At 71.6% G+C, this 18774-nt stretch carries 5 protein-coding genes; all 5 read left to right on the top strand.

Annotated features, from left to right (window positions below):
• Positions 1-165: 165 nt before the first annotated feature.
• The 5 genes from WMF42_RS15645 (at position 166) to WMF42_RS15625 (ending at position 18762) form a co-directional block, all read left to right on the top strand.
• The gene (locus WMF42_RS15645) at positions 166-1278 is read left to right on the top strand and encodes a hypothetical protein (RefSeq protein ID WP_437692744.1); all 1113 of its coding nucleotides are present in this window, start codon (positions 166-168) and stop codon (positions 1276-1278) included.
• 1497 nt (positions 1279-2775) lie between these two features.
• Entirely contained in the window at positions 2776-4107 is a 1332-nt protein-coding gene (locus WMF42_RS15640) for a DUF2403 domain-containing lipoprotein (RefSeq protein WP_155798520.1), read from the top strand.
• Positions 4108-4244: 137 nt separating this feature from the next.
• Complete coding sequence (locus tag WMF42_RS15635; protein WP_437692742.1) at positions 4245-5972, top strand: RCC1 domain-containing protein; 1728 nt, start codon at positions 4245-4247, stop codon at positions 5970-5972.
• A 745-nt stretch (positions 5973-6717) separates the two neighbouring features.
• Positions 6718-13344, top strand: coding sequence for an amino acid adenylation domain-containing protein (locus tag WMF42_RS15630; protein WP_437692740.1), 6627 nt, complete (start codon positions 6718-6720; stop codon positions 13342-13344).
• 3 nt (positions 13345-13347) lie between these two features.
• Positions 13348-18762 (top strand): SDR family NAD(P)-dependent oxidoreductase, encoded by a 5415-nt coding sequence (locus tag WMF42_RS15625; protein WP_437692738.1) that lies wholly within the window; start codon positions 13348-13350, stop codon positions 18760-18762.
• The last annotated feature ends 12 nt before the right edge of the window (positions 18763-18774 follow it).

Genomic DNA, 18774 nt, shown 5'->3' with positions numbered 1-18774 from the left:
ACGCGCGTCGACCGAAGGCCTCATGGTACGGGCGGCCGCGCCGCGGTGACAATGACGAAGCGGCCGGGCGAGGCGAGCGGCGATGGGCGGATCAACGCATCCACGCCGCCCTTCTCGGCCTCGGCGCCCGCTGGGCGCGGAATGCATCTTGAACCGCCGTGATCCATGACCAACGGGGCTGCGCATCCTGGTGACGCAGCGGGGGGCGCGGCGCTCCCGCTGACCGAGGCGACGAGCGTGGCGGGCGTGCGCGTGCGCCCGGTCGACGCGTGGATCGAGGAGCTCCTGTCCCGCGCGGTGCGCCGCTACAACCGGCGGCCTCGACCCGCGGGCATCGCGGCGTCGACCGGCGTGACGGAGCCGACCGACGCGCGCGCTGTCATCCGGCGCGCCTGCGTCCGCTCGGCGCTCGCGGGCAGCGCGACCGGGGCGCTCGCGACCGGCGCGGCTGCAGCCACGGCCGAGACGAACGGGCTCGGCGGGCTCGTCGCGATCCCTGCCGCCGTGCTCGCGATGGGCGGCGAGATGGCGCTCCGGCTGCTCCTGCACGTGCGGATGGTCTGCGAGCTCGCGGATCTCTTCGGGCTCCGGTTCGATCCGGACGAGCCGGCCGACGTGTGGGCGCTGCTCGCCCTCACGTTCGGCGTCGTGGAGCCCCCCCAGGACACGGACGACCCAGCGGGCGTCCTGGCGCGCTCGGCGCGCGAGCGCGGTTCGGACGTGGCCAAGCACCTCGCGGTGCGGCTCGCCGGCGAGAGCGCGGCGCGCAACCTGGTGCCCGTGCTCTCGGTCGCCTCGTCGTCGATCACGAGCTGGGTTGTCACCCGGCGCCTCGGGGATACCGCGCGCCGATACCTGCGCTACAGGCGCGCGCTCGACGGGGCGCTCTGCGACGAGGCGCTGCGCCCGCACGTCGAGCGGCTGTTCGAGGGGCTGTGGTTCATCTTCACCGCCGACGGCCGCCTCAAGCCGGAGGAGACCGCGCTGCTCGCGGCCGTGCTGCGGCAGCTCCCGGCCTCGGCGCGCGCTTGCCAGAACGATCGGCTCGCCGACGACATCGCCTGGATCGAGCGCCTCCGCGGCGTGCCGGAGGGCGCGCGCGCCCCGCTGCTGCGCGCGCTCGAGATCGCCGCGGCCGTGGACAAGTTCGCGTCGCTGCGGGAGCGGAAGCTCCTCGCCCACGCCGCGGCGGCCCTCGGCCTCAGGGCCGACGAGGGCGGGCTCGATCGGATGATCCGCGAGCTCGAGGAGATCGGCACCCTCGGCGTGGCCGCGTAGCGCGGGCCGCCCGGCGCCACGCCGCGGGGGTGGTCACGATCCACGGCGCCAACGCGGGCATCGATCCGTCGACGTGCTCTGCGATGGCTGGCTCAGCGGCTCACGCCCGCCCTTCACTCCCTGCTACCGCGCCAGGTCGGCTCAAATAAGGTGTGCCCTTTGCATCGGAGCGACACACCCACGCCCGATCGGCATCGTACGCGACAGCACCTCCGATTGACAGCGGCGGTGCGGCTTGGAGGCTCGGCAGTGCATCGAGTATCGCCTCGCCGCCCGTATGCCATCGGAAGGCCCATCTGCTCATGTCCGAAGGCCTCTCCGGCCTCTCCATGCACTCGACGATTTGCCCACGAGTATGGCGGGACCACTCGAGAAGTCGCCTGGGCAGGAACAGGTCGCCGACGTGGGTGAGCCAGGAATGTAGCCCCGCCTCGTCCCTCATTCCGTTCACAAACAACTTTACTGGCGTGATCCACTCGCGAGAAAGCTGCCGCAGAAGAAGCTCGTCGAAGCGAGACAGCAAGAGCTTCTGGCCATCTTGTCTGGGGAAGTAGCCTGCGTGGTAGCGCCCGAGGCTTGCGAGCCGTGGGTGGAGCGCTCCACCAGATGCACAGAATCTGGACAGGGCAACGGGCGAGCGACGGCACCACAATCTCCATAACGTGGCAGCGAGCGCTGTCTCCAGCTCCGAGCAGCGATCCATGGGTGGCTTCCGTCGGAGGGCGTCCGCGACATCGAAGGCAAGCTCTTCCGCTGGATCGACCCCCTGTGGCGCTGAGCCGGTCAGGTCCGGTCTGAGATGCATGGCAAACACCGGCCGCCGTCGCTCAACCCCCGAAGCGCAGACCCGGCAGAAGCTCAGCAGGCCGCGCAGCGTCGGGGGAAGCACCACGCACATGGGGGCACCACCGGAACGAGCAAGCTCCTTGTTGAGCTTGGCGGATGGCTGTACTCCCCAGTGCCGTGTGCGCACGACGCGGTGGCGCCTCGGATCCGCGCTCGATGGGCCAAGAAGGAGATCGTCGTCTTCGACAACGACCGGAGATACGATCTTCACCAGCTCCGACCGAGCGATTCGCCCCACGGCGACGTAGACTACATCACGAACGGGATCAGCCATCACCGGAACCCGCACGACCTGCATCTGCACGCAGGCGGATAGGGCAGATCAGAGAGGTAGGCAAGGTGTATTGCAACTCGCAAGCCGACGCGAGCACCAGCCCGAGCATGCCGCAGAGCACCAGAGCGCTCGCTTCGCCTTCAACCTGTATCCCATGTGTTCCCCCCGGCCGTTTCCGATGAGCCCGTTCGTTCCTCCGACGGCAACGCGGCGTCAAGAGTAAGGAGGCACACATCTACGAACTCGGCGTCGACGCGCTCTCGGCGCGGCGCCCCTGTGGGCCTCGCAGCGCCCCTGTGCACCTCGCGATGACCTATCCGCTCTGATCCCGCCGCTTTCCATCACGGACCGGGCGCGCTCCGGAAACACTCACGGGTATGAAGCGCTCATCGCCGTTCGTACGGGCCGCTCTCGCCCTCCTCGCATGCGCCTGCGGTGGCGGAGGCGACCTCGGAGGAGAAGGCGGCGCAGGCGGCCAGGCGAGCGAAGGCCCGTCCACCAGCACGACGGCCGCCGGCGGGGGAAGCCCGTCCACGAGCACGACAGGCGCCGGCGGGGGCCCGTCCACCAGCACCACGGGCGCCGGCGGAGGTCTCGGCCCCCACGTCCCCGAGCCGAGCGCCCCGACGCGCGGCGGGACGATGACGTTCACGAACATCGGCGCGCCCGGCTGGTGGCCCCGTCGCATCGACCGCGAGCCCGGCGATCCAGCGTGCGACTACAAGGATGGCAACGACACATGGGGCGGGCACTGCTGCATGACGGAGCATCCCACGACGAGCGACAGGCTCTCTCCGTTCGACGAGGAGATGACCCTCATCATGAAGGCCATCCGCGTGAAGCAGCTCGCCGTCTACCAGCCCGGCAGCGAGCCGGCCGCCTGGCAGATGGTCTCGTCGTGGGACGCGAGGAGCGGCGTGGGCTCCAACCTGCTCGTCACGCAGGAGCAGACAACGTCCGCCGACTTCACGGGCGACCTCACGAAGACGGACTGCGTCACGTACTTCATGCAGGACAGGCCCTTCGCGTGCGGTGACGGCAAGGACTATTACTGTCCCGACGACCCGGGCGTCATGCACCTCGGCTGGGCGGGCTCGAAGCTCGTCGTCTTCCTCGCGTCGATGACGTTCGACGACGCGGGCGTCGAGAAATGCAACGGCGATGGGCAGGGCCATCCCGGCCCGTGGGTCGCGTTCGTCGCGTCCGAGCTCATTCGCGACGGCGGGCGCAAGTGGAACGGGCTCTGCAACTGTTACTCGAAGACGGGCACCGTCGGCGACGGCTGCGGCGAGATCAACGTGTTCGAGGTCGTGATGGACAACAACGAATACAGCAACCGCGAGTTCATGAGCACCGGAGTCCGCTCGTACCAGGAGGGGCACATCGGCGGCAGCGTCTGCGGGAGCGGCTGTGATCGCGACGATTTCGCCGGTGACGTGGAGGTCGTGGATGCGTGCGCGCAAGAGGCCTACGAGAAGGGGCCCGTCATCGAGGCCGGCGGGCGCTCGGACGGCTGCCCGACGTGGCGCCGGCCCGTCGGCGATCGTTACTTCATGATCCTGCTCGACGAGGCGCAGCGCACGATCCAGGTCGCGGTCATCCACCCCGAGAGGGTCCCCTCCGCCGCCGCCGAGCTGCTCCCCGCTCTGCCAGGCAGGCTCTCGCGCGGCGCGATCGACTCCATGCTCTCGATGCGCCTGCCCGAGTGAGCCCGATGAAAATGAACAGCACCATCAAACACAGAAACCAGCGGCGCGGCCCGCCCACGGTCGGATCCCTCGGTCGACGTGGACGGCGCGTCGGAAGGTTTGTTAGCGTGGGCCACTCGATATCGGGGGGTAAGCTCATGGCTCTTCGATGGTTCACCGGCGGCTCGCAGCCGCTACTCCAGCGCTGCTGGCTCGCGCTCGGTCTGGTCCTCGCTGCGTGCGGCGGGAATGTGTCGCTCGACGACCCGCGCGGCGCGACGGGCAACACCGGCGGCGGTGCTGCGGGCGGATCGAGCGCGACCGGCGCCGGCCCGGATGGACGGTGCGCGCTCGCCGTCACGAGCGGCGCGGCGCACGCGTGCGCGCTGTTCGCCGGGGGCAGCGTGTGGTGCTGGGGCGACAACACGCGCGGACAGCTCGGAGACGGCAGCTACGAGCGGCGCGATGAGCCCGTGGAGGTCCGCGTCCCCGCCGCCGTGAAGGTTGTCGCGGGCGGCAGGCACACGTGCGCGCTCACCAGCGGCGGCGAGCTCTGGTGCTGGGGAGACAACGGGGAAGGGCAGCTCGCGGGGGTGTCGGACGCGAGCTCGAGCCTCCCCGTCGCGCTCCAGGCGCCTGGCCTCTCCGGTGCGTTCATCGACGTGGCGCTCGCCGATCGGCAGACCTGCGCCCTCGATGCGCTCACGCACGCCACGTGCTGGGGCACGGACGCCTCCGGCGTCCGGCAGGGTCCGACGCTCGCGGCGGTCTCGGACGAGCGGCCTGTCTTCGGGCTGATCGGCGGCTTCGACCACATGGCCGCGCTCGTCCCGGAGGGGATCGTCGACATCTCGGCCTGGGATCGCGCCGAGCCGCTGCGCGAGGGCGCGGACTCTCCGGAAGCCGGCGCGGCGCTCGGCGCCGCGCATCGCTGCGTGCTCAAGCGGAGCGGGCTCGTCTGGTGCTCTCCCTGGCTCGGCCCGCCCTCGGAAGACGCGCCGGGCCTGGTCCTGGAGATGGGCAGCGACGTTGTCGAGATCGGCGCCGGCGCCTCGAGCACGTGCGCGCGCAAGGCGGACGGCGGCGTGTGGTGCCGCGGCTGGTCGGACGGCGGGCAGCTCGGCGACGGCCGCGACGGCACGCCGGACGATCGCGCCTTCGGGAGCGGACCGGTCGCCGGCCTCGACGGCGTGATCGACCTCTCCGTGGGCGGGCATCACGCCTGCGCCGTGCGCGACGACGGGAGCGCGTGGTGCTGGGGCGACCTCGACCCCCGGGCGACGGCCGCGCCGTACCTCGTGAGCCGGGGGCCGGGAGCCGGCGCGTGCCCCGCTCCGGAGCCGGCGCCGCGGCCTGCCGCCCGGGATCGCCACGTCGATGCGATCCGCGCCTGGGCCGAGACCATGTGCCGCTGTGCCTACGGCATCGACGTCGACATCAGCGGCTGCATTGCCGAGGAGGGGCGGCTGAACGCCTCCTGCTTCGCGGCGCTCCCCGCGGACGAGCCGTACCTCGATTGCATCACCGACAACCTGTACCTGAGCCGAGCGGCGTGCTGGGCCGCTTGCATGAAGGAACCGGGCGAGAGCCTGCCGATGTGCGACGACGTGGACATCTCCGCGTGCGAGCCGCCGCGGTCCGGGGTCGAAGCGTCGCAGCTCTGCCGCGTGAACTGGCATCCTTGCGATAACGAGCAGGGCGGCGTGCGCAACGAGGCGCTCTGCGACGGGAAACTCGACTGCGACGACGGCGCCGACGAGGCCAACTGCTCGCCGCGCCAGGAAGCATTCTTCTGCGCCGAGGGGGAACCCCTTCCGTTCGAGCGCGTCTGCGACGACGTGATCGACTGCAAGAACGAGATCGACGAGTACTGCCTGTACCGGTGAGGGCCGCCCGGAGGCGCCCCCCGGCAGCGGGTGGTGCAGCCGCCACGCGATCGCCCTCGGCAGGTCGCCCTCGCGCGAGGTGCTTTGCGATCCCGATGGCCCAGATGTGCTCGCGACAATTCCAACCTGGAGCGCAACCCGGTCTCTCGCGTCGATCGAGTGCTGGGACGGCCCGGCCAGAGCGTCGTCCGGGGATCGAATGGCTGCGCACCGCGGTGGACCGTTCGCCAGCTCGCAACAGTTCAGCAGGGCGAAAACTTTCCACGCAGATGGGCCCCGTGGCTCGGTGTCCATCTAAACACTAAATAACAATACTTAAACATCGCATCATGAGGCGATCGTGGGGTGAGCATGCCTCGCACATCGATGCGGCACGGATCTCTCACGCATCGTCAGGGTACGGCCGGTTCCGTCGATTGGTGGGCTAGACAGGACCTCTCCTTCGTGTCATGACCTGCGCCCGTGGATTGAGAGCTCCACCTACCCCACGATCCTCTCGGGCTCGCAGCGGAGCGAGCGCGGAGCCCGGAGGATCGTCTCGACCCTTCGCGCCCCCCTGAGTCTCGCGCGAAGCCTCCGATGCGCTGCGGGCAGCGCGCATCGCTTCGATGGGTGAAGTGCCTGTGCGCACGCAGGTCGTCTTGCTTGCTTGCATCGAAAGGAACTGTTCGTGACATCTGGTATGACTCTTGCTCGGCATGAGCCCAGTTCCGCGCGTGATCACTTGTTTGAATCTCGGAGCGCCATGGAATCGCTGCCCGAGCTGCTCGCTCGCCGCGCGGATGAGCTCGGCGACGCGCCTGCGTACATTCATCTTCACGAAGGCGAGGAGGAGACGGCGGCGCTCTCGTTCGCCGCGCTCCACGCCCGTGCTCGAGCGATCGCCGCCTTCCTCCGGAAACACTATCCTCCGAGGAGCCGCGTCCTCCTCCTGTTCGCCCCTGGGCTCGATTTCGTCGAGGCGTTCTTCGGCTGCCTGCTGGCGGACATGGTGGCCGTCCCCACCTCGCTCCCGCGACCGAATCAGGCGGAGTCCCGGTTCGACGCCATCACGGTCGACTGTGCTCCTGCGTGCGCGCTCACCGCGCGACCCATGCCGCGGGAGAGGAGCGCATCGACCTCGCGCTCCGGGTCGGCCATTCACACGCTGCCCATTCACACGTTGCCCATTCACACGTTGCCCATTCACACGTTGGAGGAGTGCTCCTCGGGCGCCGATGCCGGGCGCGCCGATGCCGGGCGCGCCGACGCCGAGCGCGCCGATGCCGGGCGCGCCGACGGGGCGCCGGGCGCGCCCGATGACGTCGCGTACCTCCAGTATACCTCCGGCTCGACCTCCAGCCCCAAGGGCGTGATGGTCAGCCATCGCAACGTCCTGCAGAACTGCCGCATGCTCGCCGACGGGTTCGGGATCGAGCGCGGCGACACCTTCGTCAGCTGGCTGCCCCACTTCCACGATCTGGGGCTGATTCACGGGATCATGCTGCCCCTCTTCGTGGGCGGCAGATGCTACGGCATGCCTCCGGCGTCGTTCATCTTCCGGCCCATGCGCTGGCTCGAGGCGCTGTCGCGCCACCGCGGCCACCACAGCGCGGCGCCGAACTTCGCCTTCGATCTCTGCGTGACGAGCTCGACCGCCGAGCAGCGCGCCCGGCTCGACCTGTCCGCGTGGAAGACGGTGATCAACGGGGCCGAGCCCGTCCGCGCGGGGACCCTCGCGCGCTTCCTCGCGGCCTTCGCGCCGAGCGGATTCCGGCCCGACGCGCTGCGACCCTCCTATGGCCTGGCAGAGGCGACGCTGGGGGTCAGCGTCTCGCCGAGGCGCCCGCCGCGCGTCGTCAAGGTGAGCTCCACGGCGCTGCAAGAGGGGCGGGTGCGCGCCTGCTCCGCCGCGGACACCGACGCACAGGAGCTCGTGAGCTGCGGCCGCCCGCTGGCCGACACGCGCGTCGCGATCGTCGATCCAGCCAGCGGAGAGCCCGCCCCGGATCTGCAGGTGGGTGAGGTGTGGGTCGAGAGCGGCGCTGTCGTGAGCGGCTACTGGCAGAACCCGGAGGCCACCCGCGCCTCGTTCGGCGCGCGGCTGCGCGGGGCAGGCGACCTGCGCTTCCTGCGGACCGGCGATCTCGGGTTCTTGCAGGACGGGGAGCTGTTCATCACGGGACGGCTCAAGGACGTCATCATCGTCCGGGGACGCAACTACTATCCGCAGGACATCGAGCTCGCTGTGTGCTCCGCCCACGAGGCCTTTGCCACCGACGGGGGAGCCGCCTTCTCCGTGGGCCTCGAGGACGGGTTGAGCCTCCCTGTCGAGGAGCCGGAGGCGATCGTCGTCTGCCAGGAGATCAAGCGCGGGCAGCGCGGGCTCGATCTCGAGGCGCTCGCGCGCGCCGCGCGGCGCGCCGTGGCGCAGCAGTTCGGGCTGCCCGTGCACGCGGTCGTGCTCCTCCCTCCGCGCCGCCTCCCCAAGACAACGAGCGGGAAGGCGCAGCGAAGGGCGTGCAAGGCGGCCTTTTTGCGCGGTGAGCTGGAGCCGCTCGGCGTGTTCCACGGCGCGCCGACGCGCGATGGAGCGCCGGGCGCGGCCGCGGCCCAGGACGGGGCCTCCGCGGCGGCCCGCACGCAGCCCGACGAATCGGGCTTTACCGCGCGCCTCGGCGCGCTCGTGGGAGAGATCCTCCAGGTGGACGCCGCGCAGCTGCGCTGGGACGTGCCGCTCGTCGAGGTTGGGCTCGAGTCGATCAAGGCGATCCAGCTCGCGGAGCGCATCGCCGGGCTCAGCGGCAGGCAGATCTCGCCGCTGAGCTTGATCGAGGGAATGACGTTGACCGAGCTTCTGCGCCGGGTCGCCGACCCGTCACCGTCGCGCGGCCGCCAGGGCGAGGCCCCCGTCGTCAGCCCGGGCGACGGCGACCCGGAGGCGCCCTTTGCCCAGACCGACGTTCAACGGGCGTACCTGGTCGGGCGCGAGCCCGCCTTCGACCTCGGGGGCGTCGGCTGTCACGGCTACATCGAGCGGGAGTGCGATGGTCTGGATCTCGAGCGCTTCGAGCGCGCGTGGAACCGGGTCATCGCGCGGCACGGGATGCTCCGGTCCGTGTTCACCGAAGACGGGCTCCAGCGAGCGCAGCGCACGGTGCCCCGCTTCGAGCCGAAGGTCTGGGACCTCCGCGCGATGGCGCCGGCCGACGCCGGCCGGGCGCTCGATGACATCCGTCATCGGCTGTCCCACCGCGTGTTCGCGCCCACGGAATGGCCCCTGTTCGACGCCGGCGTGTCGCTCCTTCCAGACGGCAGGTGCCGCGTGCACATCAACCTGGATCTCCTCGCGCTCGACGCCTGGAGCTGCGGGATCGTCTCGCGCGATCTGGAGCGCTTCTACGAGCACCCCGAGCTCGAGCTCCCACCGCTCGGCGTGACATTCCGGGACTGCATCGTCGATGCGGAGCGCCATCGCCAGACACCGGATCACGAGCGCTCGCTCTCGTACTGGCGCGAGCGCGTGGCGAGCCTTCCCCCCGCGCCCGACCTGCCGCTCGCCAGGGAGCCTCGAGACGTCACGCCCCCGCGGTTCGTGCGGCACAGCGGGCGCCTCGACCGGTCCGCGTGGGAATCGCTGAAGAACCGGGCGAAGTCGAGCCGCCTCACGCCTTCGGCCGTCGTCCTCGCGGCGTTCGCCCAGGTGCTCGGGAAGTGGAGCGCCCGCCCGGAGTTCTCGCTCACGCTGACGTCGTTCGAGCGTCCGCCGCTGCACGAGGACGTCTCGGAGATCGTCGGCGACTTCACCACGGTTGTGCTCGTGGGCTTCGACGTGGGCCGGCACAGGGGGGTCTCCGAGCTGGCCCGCGCCACCCAGGACCAGCTCTGGACGGCGATCGAGCACCGGCGCGCGGGGGCGATCCCGGCGCTCCGCCAGCTGCGCGCGCCGAGCGTCCCCGTGGTGTTCACGAGCCTGCTCGGCCAGGGAGGGGCCGAGCCGCAGTCGCTGTTCTCCTGGCTCGGCGAGGAGGTCTTCATGGTCACCCAGACGCCGCATGTGTGGCTCGATCATCAGGTGACCGAGGACCGAGGGGACCTCGCGCTCTCCTGGGATGTCGTCGAGGCGCTCTTCCCCGAGGGGATGGTCGGAGCGATGATGGAGTCCTATCTCGATCTGCTCGCGCGGCTGGCGGGCGGCGACGAGGCGTTCCAGCGGGCGAGGGTCGCGCTCCCTGTCTCACAGCAGGCGGCGCGCGCCGAGGTGAACCGGACGCAGCGGGCAGCGCCGGACGAGCTGCTCCACGCGGCGTTCCTCCGGAGCGCGGCGGCCCACGGCGAGTCGCCCGCGGTGATCGCGCCCGAGGGGAGCATCACCTACGGGGAGCTCGACAGGCAGAGCAACGCCCTCGGCCGAGCCGTGCGGGCCCGCGGCGCGCGCCCCGATACCCTCGTCGCCATCGCCTGCGAGAAGGGCATCGCGCAGGCGCTCGGGACGCTCGGTATCCTCAAGTCCGGGGCCGCCTACGTGCCCGTGGATCCGACATGGCCCCGGGAGCGGATCCGGGGGATCCTGGAGCAGGCAGCGGCGCAGATCGTCGTCACCCAGGCGCGGTTCGCGGAGCCGGCCCGGTGGCCCGCGGGGACGATCGTCGTGCCCCTGGACGCGCCGGGCGGACTGTCAGAGGACGGATCGCCCCTCGAGGCCGTTCAGCGATCCGACGATCTGGCCTACGTCATCTTCACCTCGGGCTCGACGGGGAGGCCGAAGGGCGTGGCGATCGACCACCTCGGCGCCGTGAACACCATCGCGGACGTGAACGCGCGCCTCGGCGTGAAGGCCTCCGATCGCGTCCTGTCGCTCTCGTCGCTCGCCTTCGATCTGTCGGTCTACGACCTCTTCGGCCTGTGGGCGGCGGGGGGCGCCGTTGTGCTGCCCGATCCGGCCCGGCTGCGCGATCCCGGCCACTGGGAAGAGCTGATGTCCCGGCACGGCGTGACGTTGTGGAACACCGTCCCGGCGCTCATGCAGATGCTCGTCGAGCACCGGGCGCTCGGCTCGGGCGCCCTCGCGCCCCTGCGCGCCGTTCTCCTCAGCGGTGACTGGATCCCCGTGACCCTGCCCGATCGCATCCGCGAGACGTTCCCGGGTGCGTCGGTGCTGAGCCTCGGCGGGGCGACGGAGGCGTCGATCTGGTCGATCGCCCATCCGATCACCCACGTGGAGCCGAGCTGGAAGAGCATCCCTTACGGCAAGCCGCTCGCGAACCAGCGGTTCTACGTGCTCGACAGGGCGATGGAGCCGTGTCCCGACGGGGTGTCCGGGCGCCTCTACATCGGCGGCATGGGCCTCGCGCGCGGATACTGGCGTGACGAGGAGAGGACGCGCGAGCGCTTCGTGACGCACCCGGAGACAGGCGAGCGGCTGTACTGGACAGGCGACCTGGGACGCTGTCTGCCGGACGGGAACATCGAGTTCCTGGGACGCGAGGACTTCCAGGTGAAGATTCAAGGGCACAGGATCGAGCTCGAGGAGATCGAGGCCACGCTGCTTCAGCACCCCGACGTGGCGAGCGCCGCCGTCTCGGTGGGGAGCACGGCGAGCGGTGGAAAGCGGCTGATCGCCCACGTCGTCCCGGCCCCGGGCAGGGCGCTCGAGACCCCCGCCCTGCGGGCGTTCATCGCCTCGAAGCTCCCGGACTACATGGCGCCGGGCGCCTTCGTGGAGCTGCCCCGCCTCCCCCTCACCAGCAACGGCAAGGTCGATCGCAGCGCCCTCCGCGATCCGGCGCGCGAGCCCGGCGTGGAAGCGCCGCCCGGCGAGCCTCCGCCGGGCATCGTGGCCGATCCGGCGCTCGCGCCCGGGCTCGAGGAGCTGCTCCGCGAGCACCCGAGCGTCGAGGCAGCGAGGGTGGAGCGCGCGGCGGACGAGCGAGCCGGGCTCGTCGCGTACGTGACGATCCGGGAGGGCGCGGCGGACTCGACCGTCTCCTTGCTGCAGGATCCGATCGCGAGGCTGAAGTTCAAGCTGAGCAAGCCGGCGCAGCGCGACGATCTCTCCGGGGCTGCCATCCCTCTGATCGCCCGCGCGCGCACGGACGAGGAGCTCTCGGCGCTCGCGCGGCGGCGCAGCTACCGCCAGTTCCTGAGCGAGCCGATCGCGTTCGAGCGCCTGGCGCGCTTCCTGCGGCAGCTCTCCCCGGTGAGGCTGCCAGGCTATCCGCTCGCCAAGCAGCTCTATGCCTCGGCGGGCAACCTGTATCCGGTGCATGCGTATCTGTACGTGAAGCCGGATCGGATCGAGCGGGTCCCCGGCGGCACATACTACGTTCACCCCGAGCGTGAGCAGCTTGTCACGATCCAGCCCGGCGCGCACATCGATCGCTCGGTCCACGGGGGCCCCAACGGGCAGGCGTTCGACAGCTCGGCCTTCAGCGTGTATCTCGTGGCGGACCTCGGCGCCATCGAGCCGGTGTACGGCAGCCGGGCGCGGGATCTGTGCCTCATGGAGGCCGGCATCATCGCCCATCTGCTCGAGTCGACGGCGCCGGACCACCAGATCGGGCTCTGTCAGACGGGCGGATTCGACTTCGCGCAGGTCGCCCACCTCTTCCATGTCGGCCCGCGGTACGAATACCTCCACGGCCTCGTCGGGGGGGCCATCTCGGTCTCGGACACGACCGTCGAGGCGCTGGCCCGCGAGTCGGCGGCGCTGGGGGCCATGGTCGATACCGCGACCCGCGCTGCGTCGTCGCAGGGCTCCGCCCTGGTGAGGCCGGAGCGGCTGCGCGATCGGCTCGCGCGAGCGCTCTCGTCGTACATCGCGGAGCGCTGGACGGAGCAGCCCGTCAGGGTGGTTGTCGTCGACAGGCTCCCTGGCTCGGCGGAGGGCGCGCGGCGGTCGGTCCCGGAGGACGCGCCGCCGCGCGCGCAGCAGGCCAGGACGAGGCCCGCCGCCGTCGCGGGAGATGGGCTGGAGAGCGCCGTCGCCCGCATCTGGGCCGAGGTGCTGAAACGCCCGCACGTCGGTCACGACGACAACTTCTTCGATCTCGGGGGCGACTCGCTCCTGCTCGTCAGCATGGCGCGGCACCTCCGCGAGCGCTTCGGAAGGGATGTATCGTTGATCCACCTGTTCGAGCATCCGACGGTGTCCCGGCAGGCGGCCTACCTGAGGACCCTCGGGGTGAACGCACCCCCCTCGGCGAAGGGCGAGGATGCCGCGGCGGGCGAGGCCGCGCCGGGCGCGGCGGAAGGCGTCCGGTTCAACGCCATCGCCGCGCGCGCCCGGCGGCAGCGCGAGCGAGGTCTGGAGCGGCGCGCGCTCGCGCCGTCTGCGCCGTTCGCGTCGTTCGCGCCAGAGCAGGCCTCGCCCCAGGGCAAGCCGGAGGATTGAACGATGCAGGACCTCGGAGATCTGGGCGACGCCATCGCGATCATCGGGCTGAGCGGGCGATTCCCGCAGGCGAACGATCCGGAGGCGTTCTGGAGGAACCTGCGCGATGGCAGGGAGTCCATCACCCGCTTCACGGAAGAGGAGCTGCTCGCCGCCGGGGTCCCTCGCGCCCGGGTGATGGATCCGAGCTACGTCAAGGCACGACCTTGCCTCGACAGGCCGGAGTGGTTCGACGCCGACTTCTTCGGATACAGCGAGCGGGAGGCGCGGTGGATCGATCCGCAGCAGCGGCTGTTCCTCGAGTGCGCGTACGAGGCGCTCGAGGACGCAGGCTACGACGCCGAGCGGTACCCCGGCTGGATCGGCGTCTTCGCCGGCGCCATGATGAACACGTATCTCCTCTCGCACCACCGCGCGCTGCTTCAGAAGTTCGATTCATCCGAGGCGATTCAGCTCCTGATCGCGAGCGACAAGGACTATCTGACGACGCGCGTCGCGTACAAGCTCAACCTCAAGGGCCCGAGCATCAGCGTCCAGACGGCCTGCTCCACCGGGCTCGCGGCGGTCCATCAGGCATGCCAGAGCCTGCGCGCCGTCGAGTGCGACATGGCGATCGCGGGCGCTGCATCGGTGATGTTCCCGGAGCGGCGCGGGTACTTCCACGAGAAGGGCGGGCCATGCTCTCCCGACGGCCACTGCCGTCCTTTCGACGCCGACGCCGCGGGCACTGTGTTCGGCGACGCGGTCGGGGTCGTCGTGCTCAAGCGGTTCGAGGAAGCGATCGAGCAGGGCGACTTCATCCACGCGGTCATCCTCGGGTCCGCGACGAACAACGACGGCGCCGCCAAGGTCGGGTACACCGCCCCGAGCATCGACGGGCAGGCCTCGGTGATCGTGATGGCGCACGAGGTGGCCGGCGTCCGGCCGGACACCATCGACTACGTCGAGGCGCACGGGACCGGCACATCGCTGGGCGACCCGATCGAGGTCCGCGCCCTGGAACAAGCCTTCCGGCGCGCCCCCGCCCCGCTCCGCCGGTGCGCCCTCGGATCGGTGAAAGGGAACGTGGGCCACTCGAACACGGCGGCCGGCATCGTCGGGCTCATCAAGACGGTGCTGGCGCTCCGGCACGCGCAGATCCCGGCCACGCTCCACTACCAGCGGCCCAACGCGGAGATCGATCTCGACAGCTCCCCTTTCCACGTGAACACGGCGCTCCGTGCCTGGCCGAGGGACAACGGCCCTCGGCGAGCCGGCGTGAGCTCGTTCGGCATCGGGGGGGCGAACGTGCACGCTGTCCTCCAGGAAGGTCCTGCCTACCAGCCGACCCCCGCGGGAGAGAGCGAGATCCTGGCGCTGTCGGCCCGGAGCGAGGCGGCCCTGGCGCAGATGCGATCGCGCCTCGCGGAGCATCTCGAGGCGCACCCGGAGCTCTCCTTGCGCGACGCGGCGTTCACGCTGCTCGAGGGGAGGCGGAGGTTCTTGCACCGCGATGTCGTCGTCGCGTCCTCGTTGCCCGACGCCGTCGCGCGGCTGCGCAAGCCCGGGCCGGGGCGAGGGGCGCGGCGGGGCCCCGCCGGCGTGGTGATGCTGTTCACCGGACAGGGGAGCCAGCACCCCGGAATGGGCCGGGCGCTGTACGACGAGCACGCCGTCGTCCGGGAGACAGTGGATGAGTGCGCCGAGAGGCTCCGGCCGCTCCTCGGCCGCGACCTGCGCGCGCTGCTGTTCGACGGCCCGGCCGACGAGCTCCGGGAGACAGAGGTCGCTCAGCCGGCGTTGTTCGTCGTCGAGTACGCCGCGGCGCGGCTGCTCGAGTCGTGGGGAGTGCGCGCCGAGGCGCTCCTCGGGCACAGCGTCGGCGAGCTCGTCGCGGCCTGCGTCGCGGGGGTGCTCTCGCTCGAGGACGGGCTCCGGGCGGTCGCTGTGCGCGCGAGGTTGATGCAGTCGCTGCCGCGCGGGGCGATGCTCGCGGTGCCGCTGTCCGAGGGGGCGGTGCTCGAGAGCCTGCCGGCGGCGCTGTCGCTCGCCGCGGTGAACGCGCCCGAGCTGTGCGTCGTCTCCGGCGCCGAGGCGGCCGTCGCGAGGTACGAGGCACAGCTCGGGGCGCGCGGGATCAAGGGACGCCGGCTCCATACCTCCCACGCCTTCCACTCCGCGGCGACAGAGCCGATCCTGGACGAGTTCCGCAGGGCCATGGCGGGGCTCACGTTGCGCGAACCCCGGATACCCGTCCTCTCCAACGTCACCGGCGGGTGGATGACGGGCTCGATGGCGCGGAGCGCCCAGTACTGGGCCGACCACCTGCGGCGCGCGGTCCGCTTCGGAGACGGCGTCAGAGCGGTGCTCGAGGGCGGGCGGCCGCATCTCTTCGTGGAGGTCGGGCCCGGCTCGACGTTGTGCTCGCTCGTGCGCGCGGGGCTCGGGGGCGACGCGGAGAGCGCAGCCGTTCCGCTGCTGCCCGGGCCTGGCGACGCCGGGAAGGGCCGGCGCGTGCTGCTCGAAGCGGCCGGCGAGCTGTGGGCGCGCGGCGCCGACCTGCGCTGGCAAGCGGTCTTCCCGGACGCCCGGGCGCGCCGGGTCCCCTTGCCTACCTACCCCTTCGAGCGGACGCGCCACGCTGTCGAGGACGGCCCACCGGAGCCGCCCACGAGCACGGCGGAGGCGACGGCCCCCGAGGGCGCGGAGGACGCCGGCGGTGCGCGGCTGTTCCGGCTCCGCTGGTCCCGTCTCCACGAGGCCGCCCCGGTATCCCGGCCGGCGGACGAGGCGCCGTGGCTGCTCCTCACCGACGCAGGCGAGAGCGCGGGCGCGCTGGAAGCGCACCTCCGCGACGCGGGCGCTCGCTTGATCACGGCCCGCCCCGGGCCGGCGTTCGCTGCGTCGGGCGCCTCCGCGTTCGTCCTGCGCCCTGACAGCGAGGAGGACTTCCGGGCGCTGCTCTCGACCCTCGACGGGCAAGGCATCTTCCCCCGGCGCATCGTCCACCTGTGGAGCGCGCTGGGGGGGCCGGGCAAGAGCGCTGAAGAGACCCTGCGGCGGGGCTTGCTCAGCGTGTGCGCCGTCTCGCGGAGCCTCGGCGCCGCGCCGCCGAGGGCCGAGATCGAGCTCGCGATCGTCACCCGGGGAGCCCACGCGATCGCCGGCGAGGTGACCCCTTCGCCGGACCAAGCCGCGCTCATCGGCCTTTGCCGCAGCCTGGGCAACGAGCTCGCCGGCGTCCGCTGTCGCGTCGTCGATGTGATCCCGCCGCGGGACGGCGAGACGAACGCGCCGTGGGCGCGGGCCGTCTTCCGGGAGCTCGCGGGCGAGCCGGAGCACGACCTCGTGCTCCTGCGCGCGCAGCAGCGCTGGGCTCCGGCGTTCCAGCCGGTCCATCCTCCTTCGCCGGCCGCGGAGGCGTCGCGCCTGCGGCGAGGGGGCGTCTACATGATCACGGGCGCCTTCGGTGGGCTCGGGCTGCGTCTCGCCGAGCACCTCGCGCGCACCTGGTCGGCGAAGCTCGTGCTGATGGGGAGAACGCCGCTCCCGCCGCGATCGGCGTGGTCGAGCTACCGGGAGCGCGACGACGCGCTGGCCTCGATCGCCGAGATCCTCGAGGCGCTGGAGCGGATGGAGGCGCAGGGGACAGAGCTCGTCGTCGCCACCGGGGACGTGGCCGAGCCGCGGGACGTGGCGCGCGCGTTCGCCGAGGCGAGGGCCCGCTTCGGGCGCGTCGACGGGGTCTTCCACGGCGCCGGGGTTCCGGGCGCCGGCCCGCTCCAGGCGCGGACGAACGAGGAGATCTGCCAGGTGCTGTCGCCGAAGACCACCGGGACACGGAACCTCGCCGACAAGCTCGGGCAGGAGCGGGAGCAGCCCTTCCTGGTGCTGTTCTCGTCGACGTTCTCCCATCTCGGGGCGATCGGCCAGGCGGACTACGCTGCCGCGAACGCGTACCTCGACGCCTTCGCCGGGGCGCACCAGAGCACGACAGGCAACCCGAGCTTCGCCATCGCGTGGGACGGCTGGGAGCAGATCGGCATGGCGGCGCGGGCCGGGGTCACCCGGCCGGGGCCGTTGCCGCCTGGGCCGAGGTCGAACCTGCGGGGGCCACACCCGCTGATCGACAGGGTTGAAGGCGGGGCGGCCGGGCCGCGGGCATTCCACAAGCGGTTCAGCCTGGCGCGCGACTGGCCAGTCGTGGAGCACCGGACGCAGCACGCCGGGCTCGTCTCCGGCACGACCCTGCTCGAGATGGCGCGGGCCGCGGCCACGCTCTCGGGGATGGGTGCCGTGGAGCTGCAGGAGGTCCGCTTCCACGCGCCCTGCCGCGTGGAGGACGGGGCGCCGCAGGACGTCTGTCTCGCGACAGAGCGGAGCGGGACGCGGACCGAGTTCTCGATCTTCGCTCCGGGCCCCACCGGGGCCAGGGAGCGCCTCGCGTCGGGCTACTGGGCGCCTGCTCTCGGCGAGGCGCGCGAGCGCGCGCCGGTCGAGTCGATCCGGCGGCGCTGCCGCCCGGCCGCGGCCCGGCAGCTCTTCGAGGCCGTCAACGCGAGCCGCCTGCTGCGGTGGGGACCTCGCTGGGACTGCGTCGAATCGCTCCATGTCGGGGAGGACGAGGCCCTCGTCGACATCCGTCTTCGCCCGGAGTTCGCGGCGGACCTGTCCGTGTACGGCTTGCATCCAGCGCTGCTCGACGTGGCCACCGCGTCGACCGCCGTGCTCGATCCCCGAGGGATCTATCTCCCCGCGGCGTATGGCCGCGTGGTTTGCCTGGCGCCCACTCCATCGAGGCTGTTCAGCCATGTTCGCCTGCGCCGAGAGGAGACAGAGCCTGGCCGTGTGCTCTCCGCGGACGTGACCCTGCTCGACGAGCAGGAGCGGGTCATCGCCGACGTGACCGGCTTCGTCCTCCAGCGCGTCCACGGCGGCGCCGGAGCCGCCCTCTCCGCGCCGCCGCAGCGGACGTCGCGCGGCATCGCCCCGGAAGACGGGATGAGGGCCATCGAGCAGATCCTCGCGCTCACCGGGCCCGAGCAGATCGTTGTCTCGCCGCACGACTTCCCTGCCCTCGCCGAGCAGCAGCGCCGCGCCCGGCTGGAGCCCTCCGCGGGTCCGCGGCGGCGCCTCGGCGACGACGAGCGGCCTCGCGACGAGATAGAGCGCGTGTTGTGCTCGCAGTGGGAGGAGCTGCTCGGCCGGCGGCCCATCGGGATCCACGACGAGTTCTTCAGCCTCGGCGGCCACTCGCTCCTGGCGATCCAGGTCCTCTCGCGGGTCAAGGAGGCGTTCGACGTCGATCTGCCGAAACAGGACATGTTCGAGGGGGCGACCGTCGCGGGGCTCGCCGAGAAGATCACGAGCGCTCTCGCCGAGCGCCTCGCGCTGCTCGAGTCGATGACAGACGCCGCCGCGCCCGGCGAGCCGTCCTGAACCACGAACGCC

This window comes from Sorangium sp. So ce176, assembly GCF_051519835.1.
GTDB classification, from domain to species: Bacteria; Myxococcota_A; Polyangia; order Polyangiales; family Polyangiaceae; genus Sorangium; species Sorangium cellulosum_G.
Note: the sequence above shows the minus strand (reverse complement) of the source record. Positions and strands in the feature narration are given on the sequence as shown.

Coding starts and splice junctions, on each gene's coding strand:
- WMF42_RS15645 (WP_437692744.1), top strand. CDS start 166: ATGACCAACGGGGCTGCGCATCCTGGTGACGCAGCGGGGGGCGCGGCG.
- WMF42_RS15640 (WP_155798520.1), top strand. CDS start 2,776: ATGAAGCGCTCATCGCCGTTCGTACGGGCCGCTCTCGCCCTCCTCGCA.
- WMF42_RS15635 (WP_437692742.1), top strand. CDS start 4,245: ATGGCTCTTCGATGGTTCACCGGCGGCTCGCAGCCGCTACTCCAGCGC.
- WMF42_RS15630 (WP_437692740.1), top strand. CDS start 6,718: ATGGAATCGCTGCCCGAGCTGCTCGCTCGCCGCGCGGATGAGCTCGGC.
- WMF42_RS15625 (WP_437692738.1), top strand. CDS start 13,348: ATGCAGGACCTCGGAGATCTGGGCGACGCCATCGCGATCATCGGGCTG.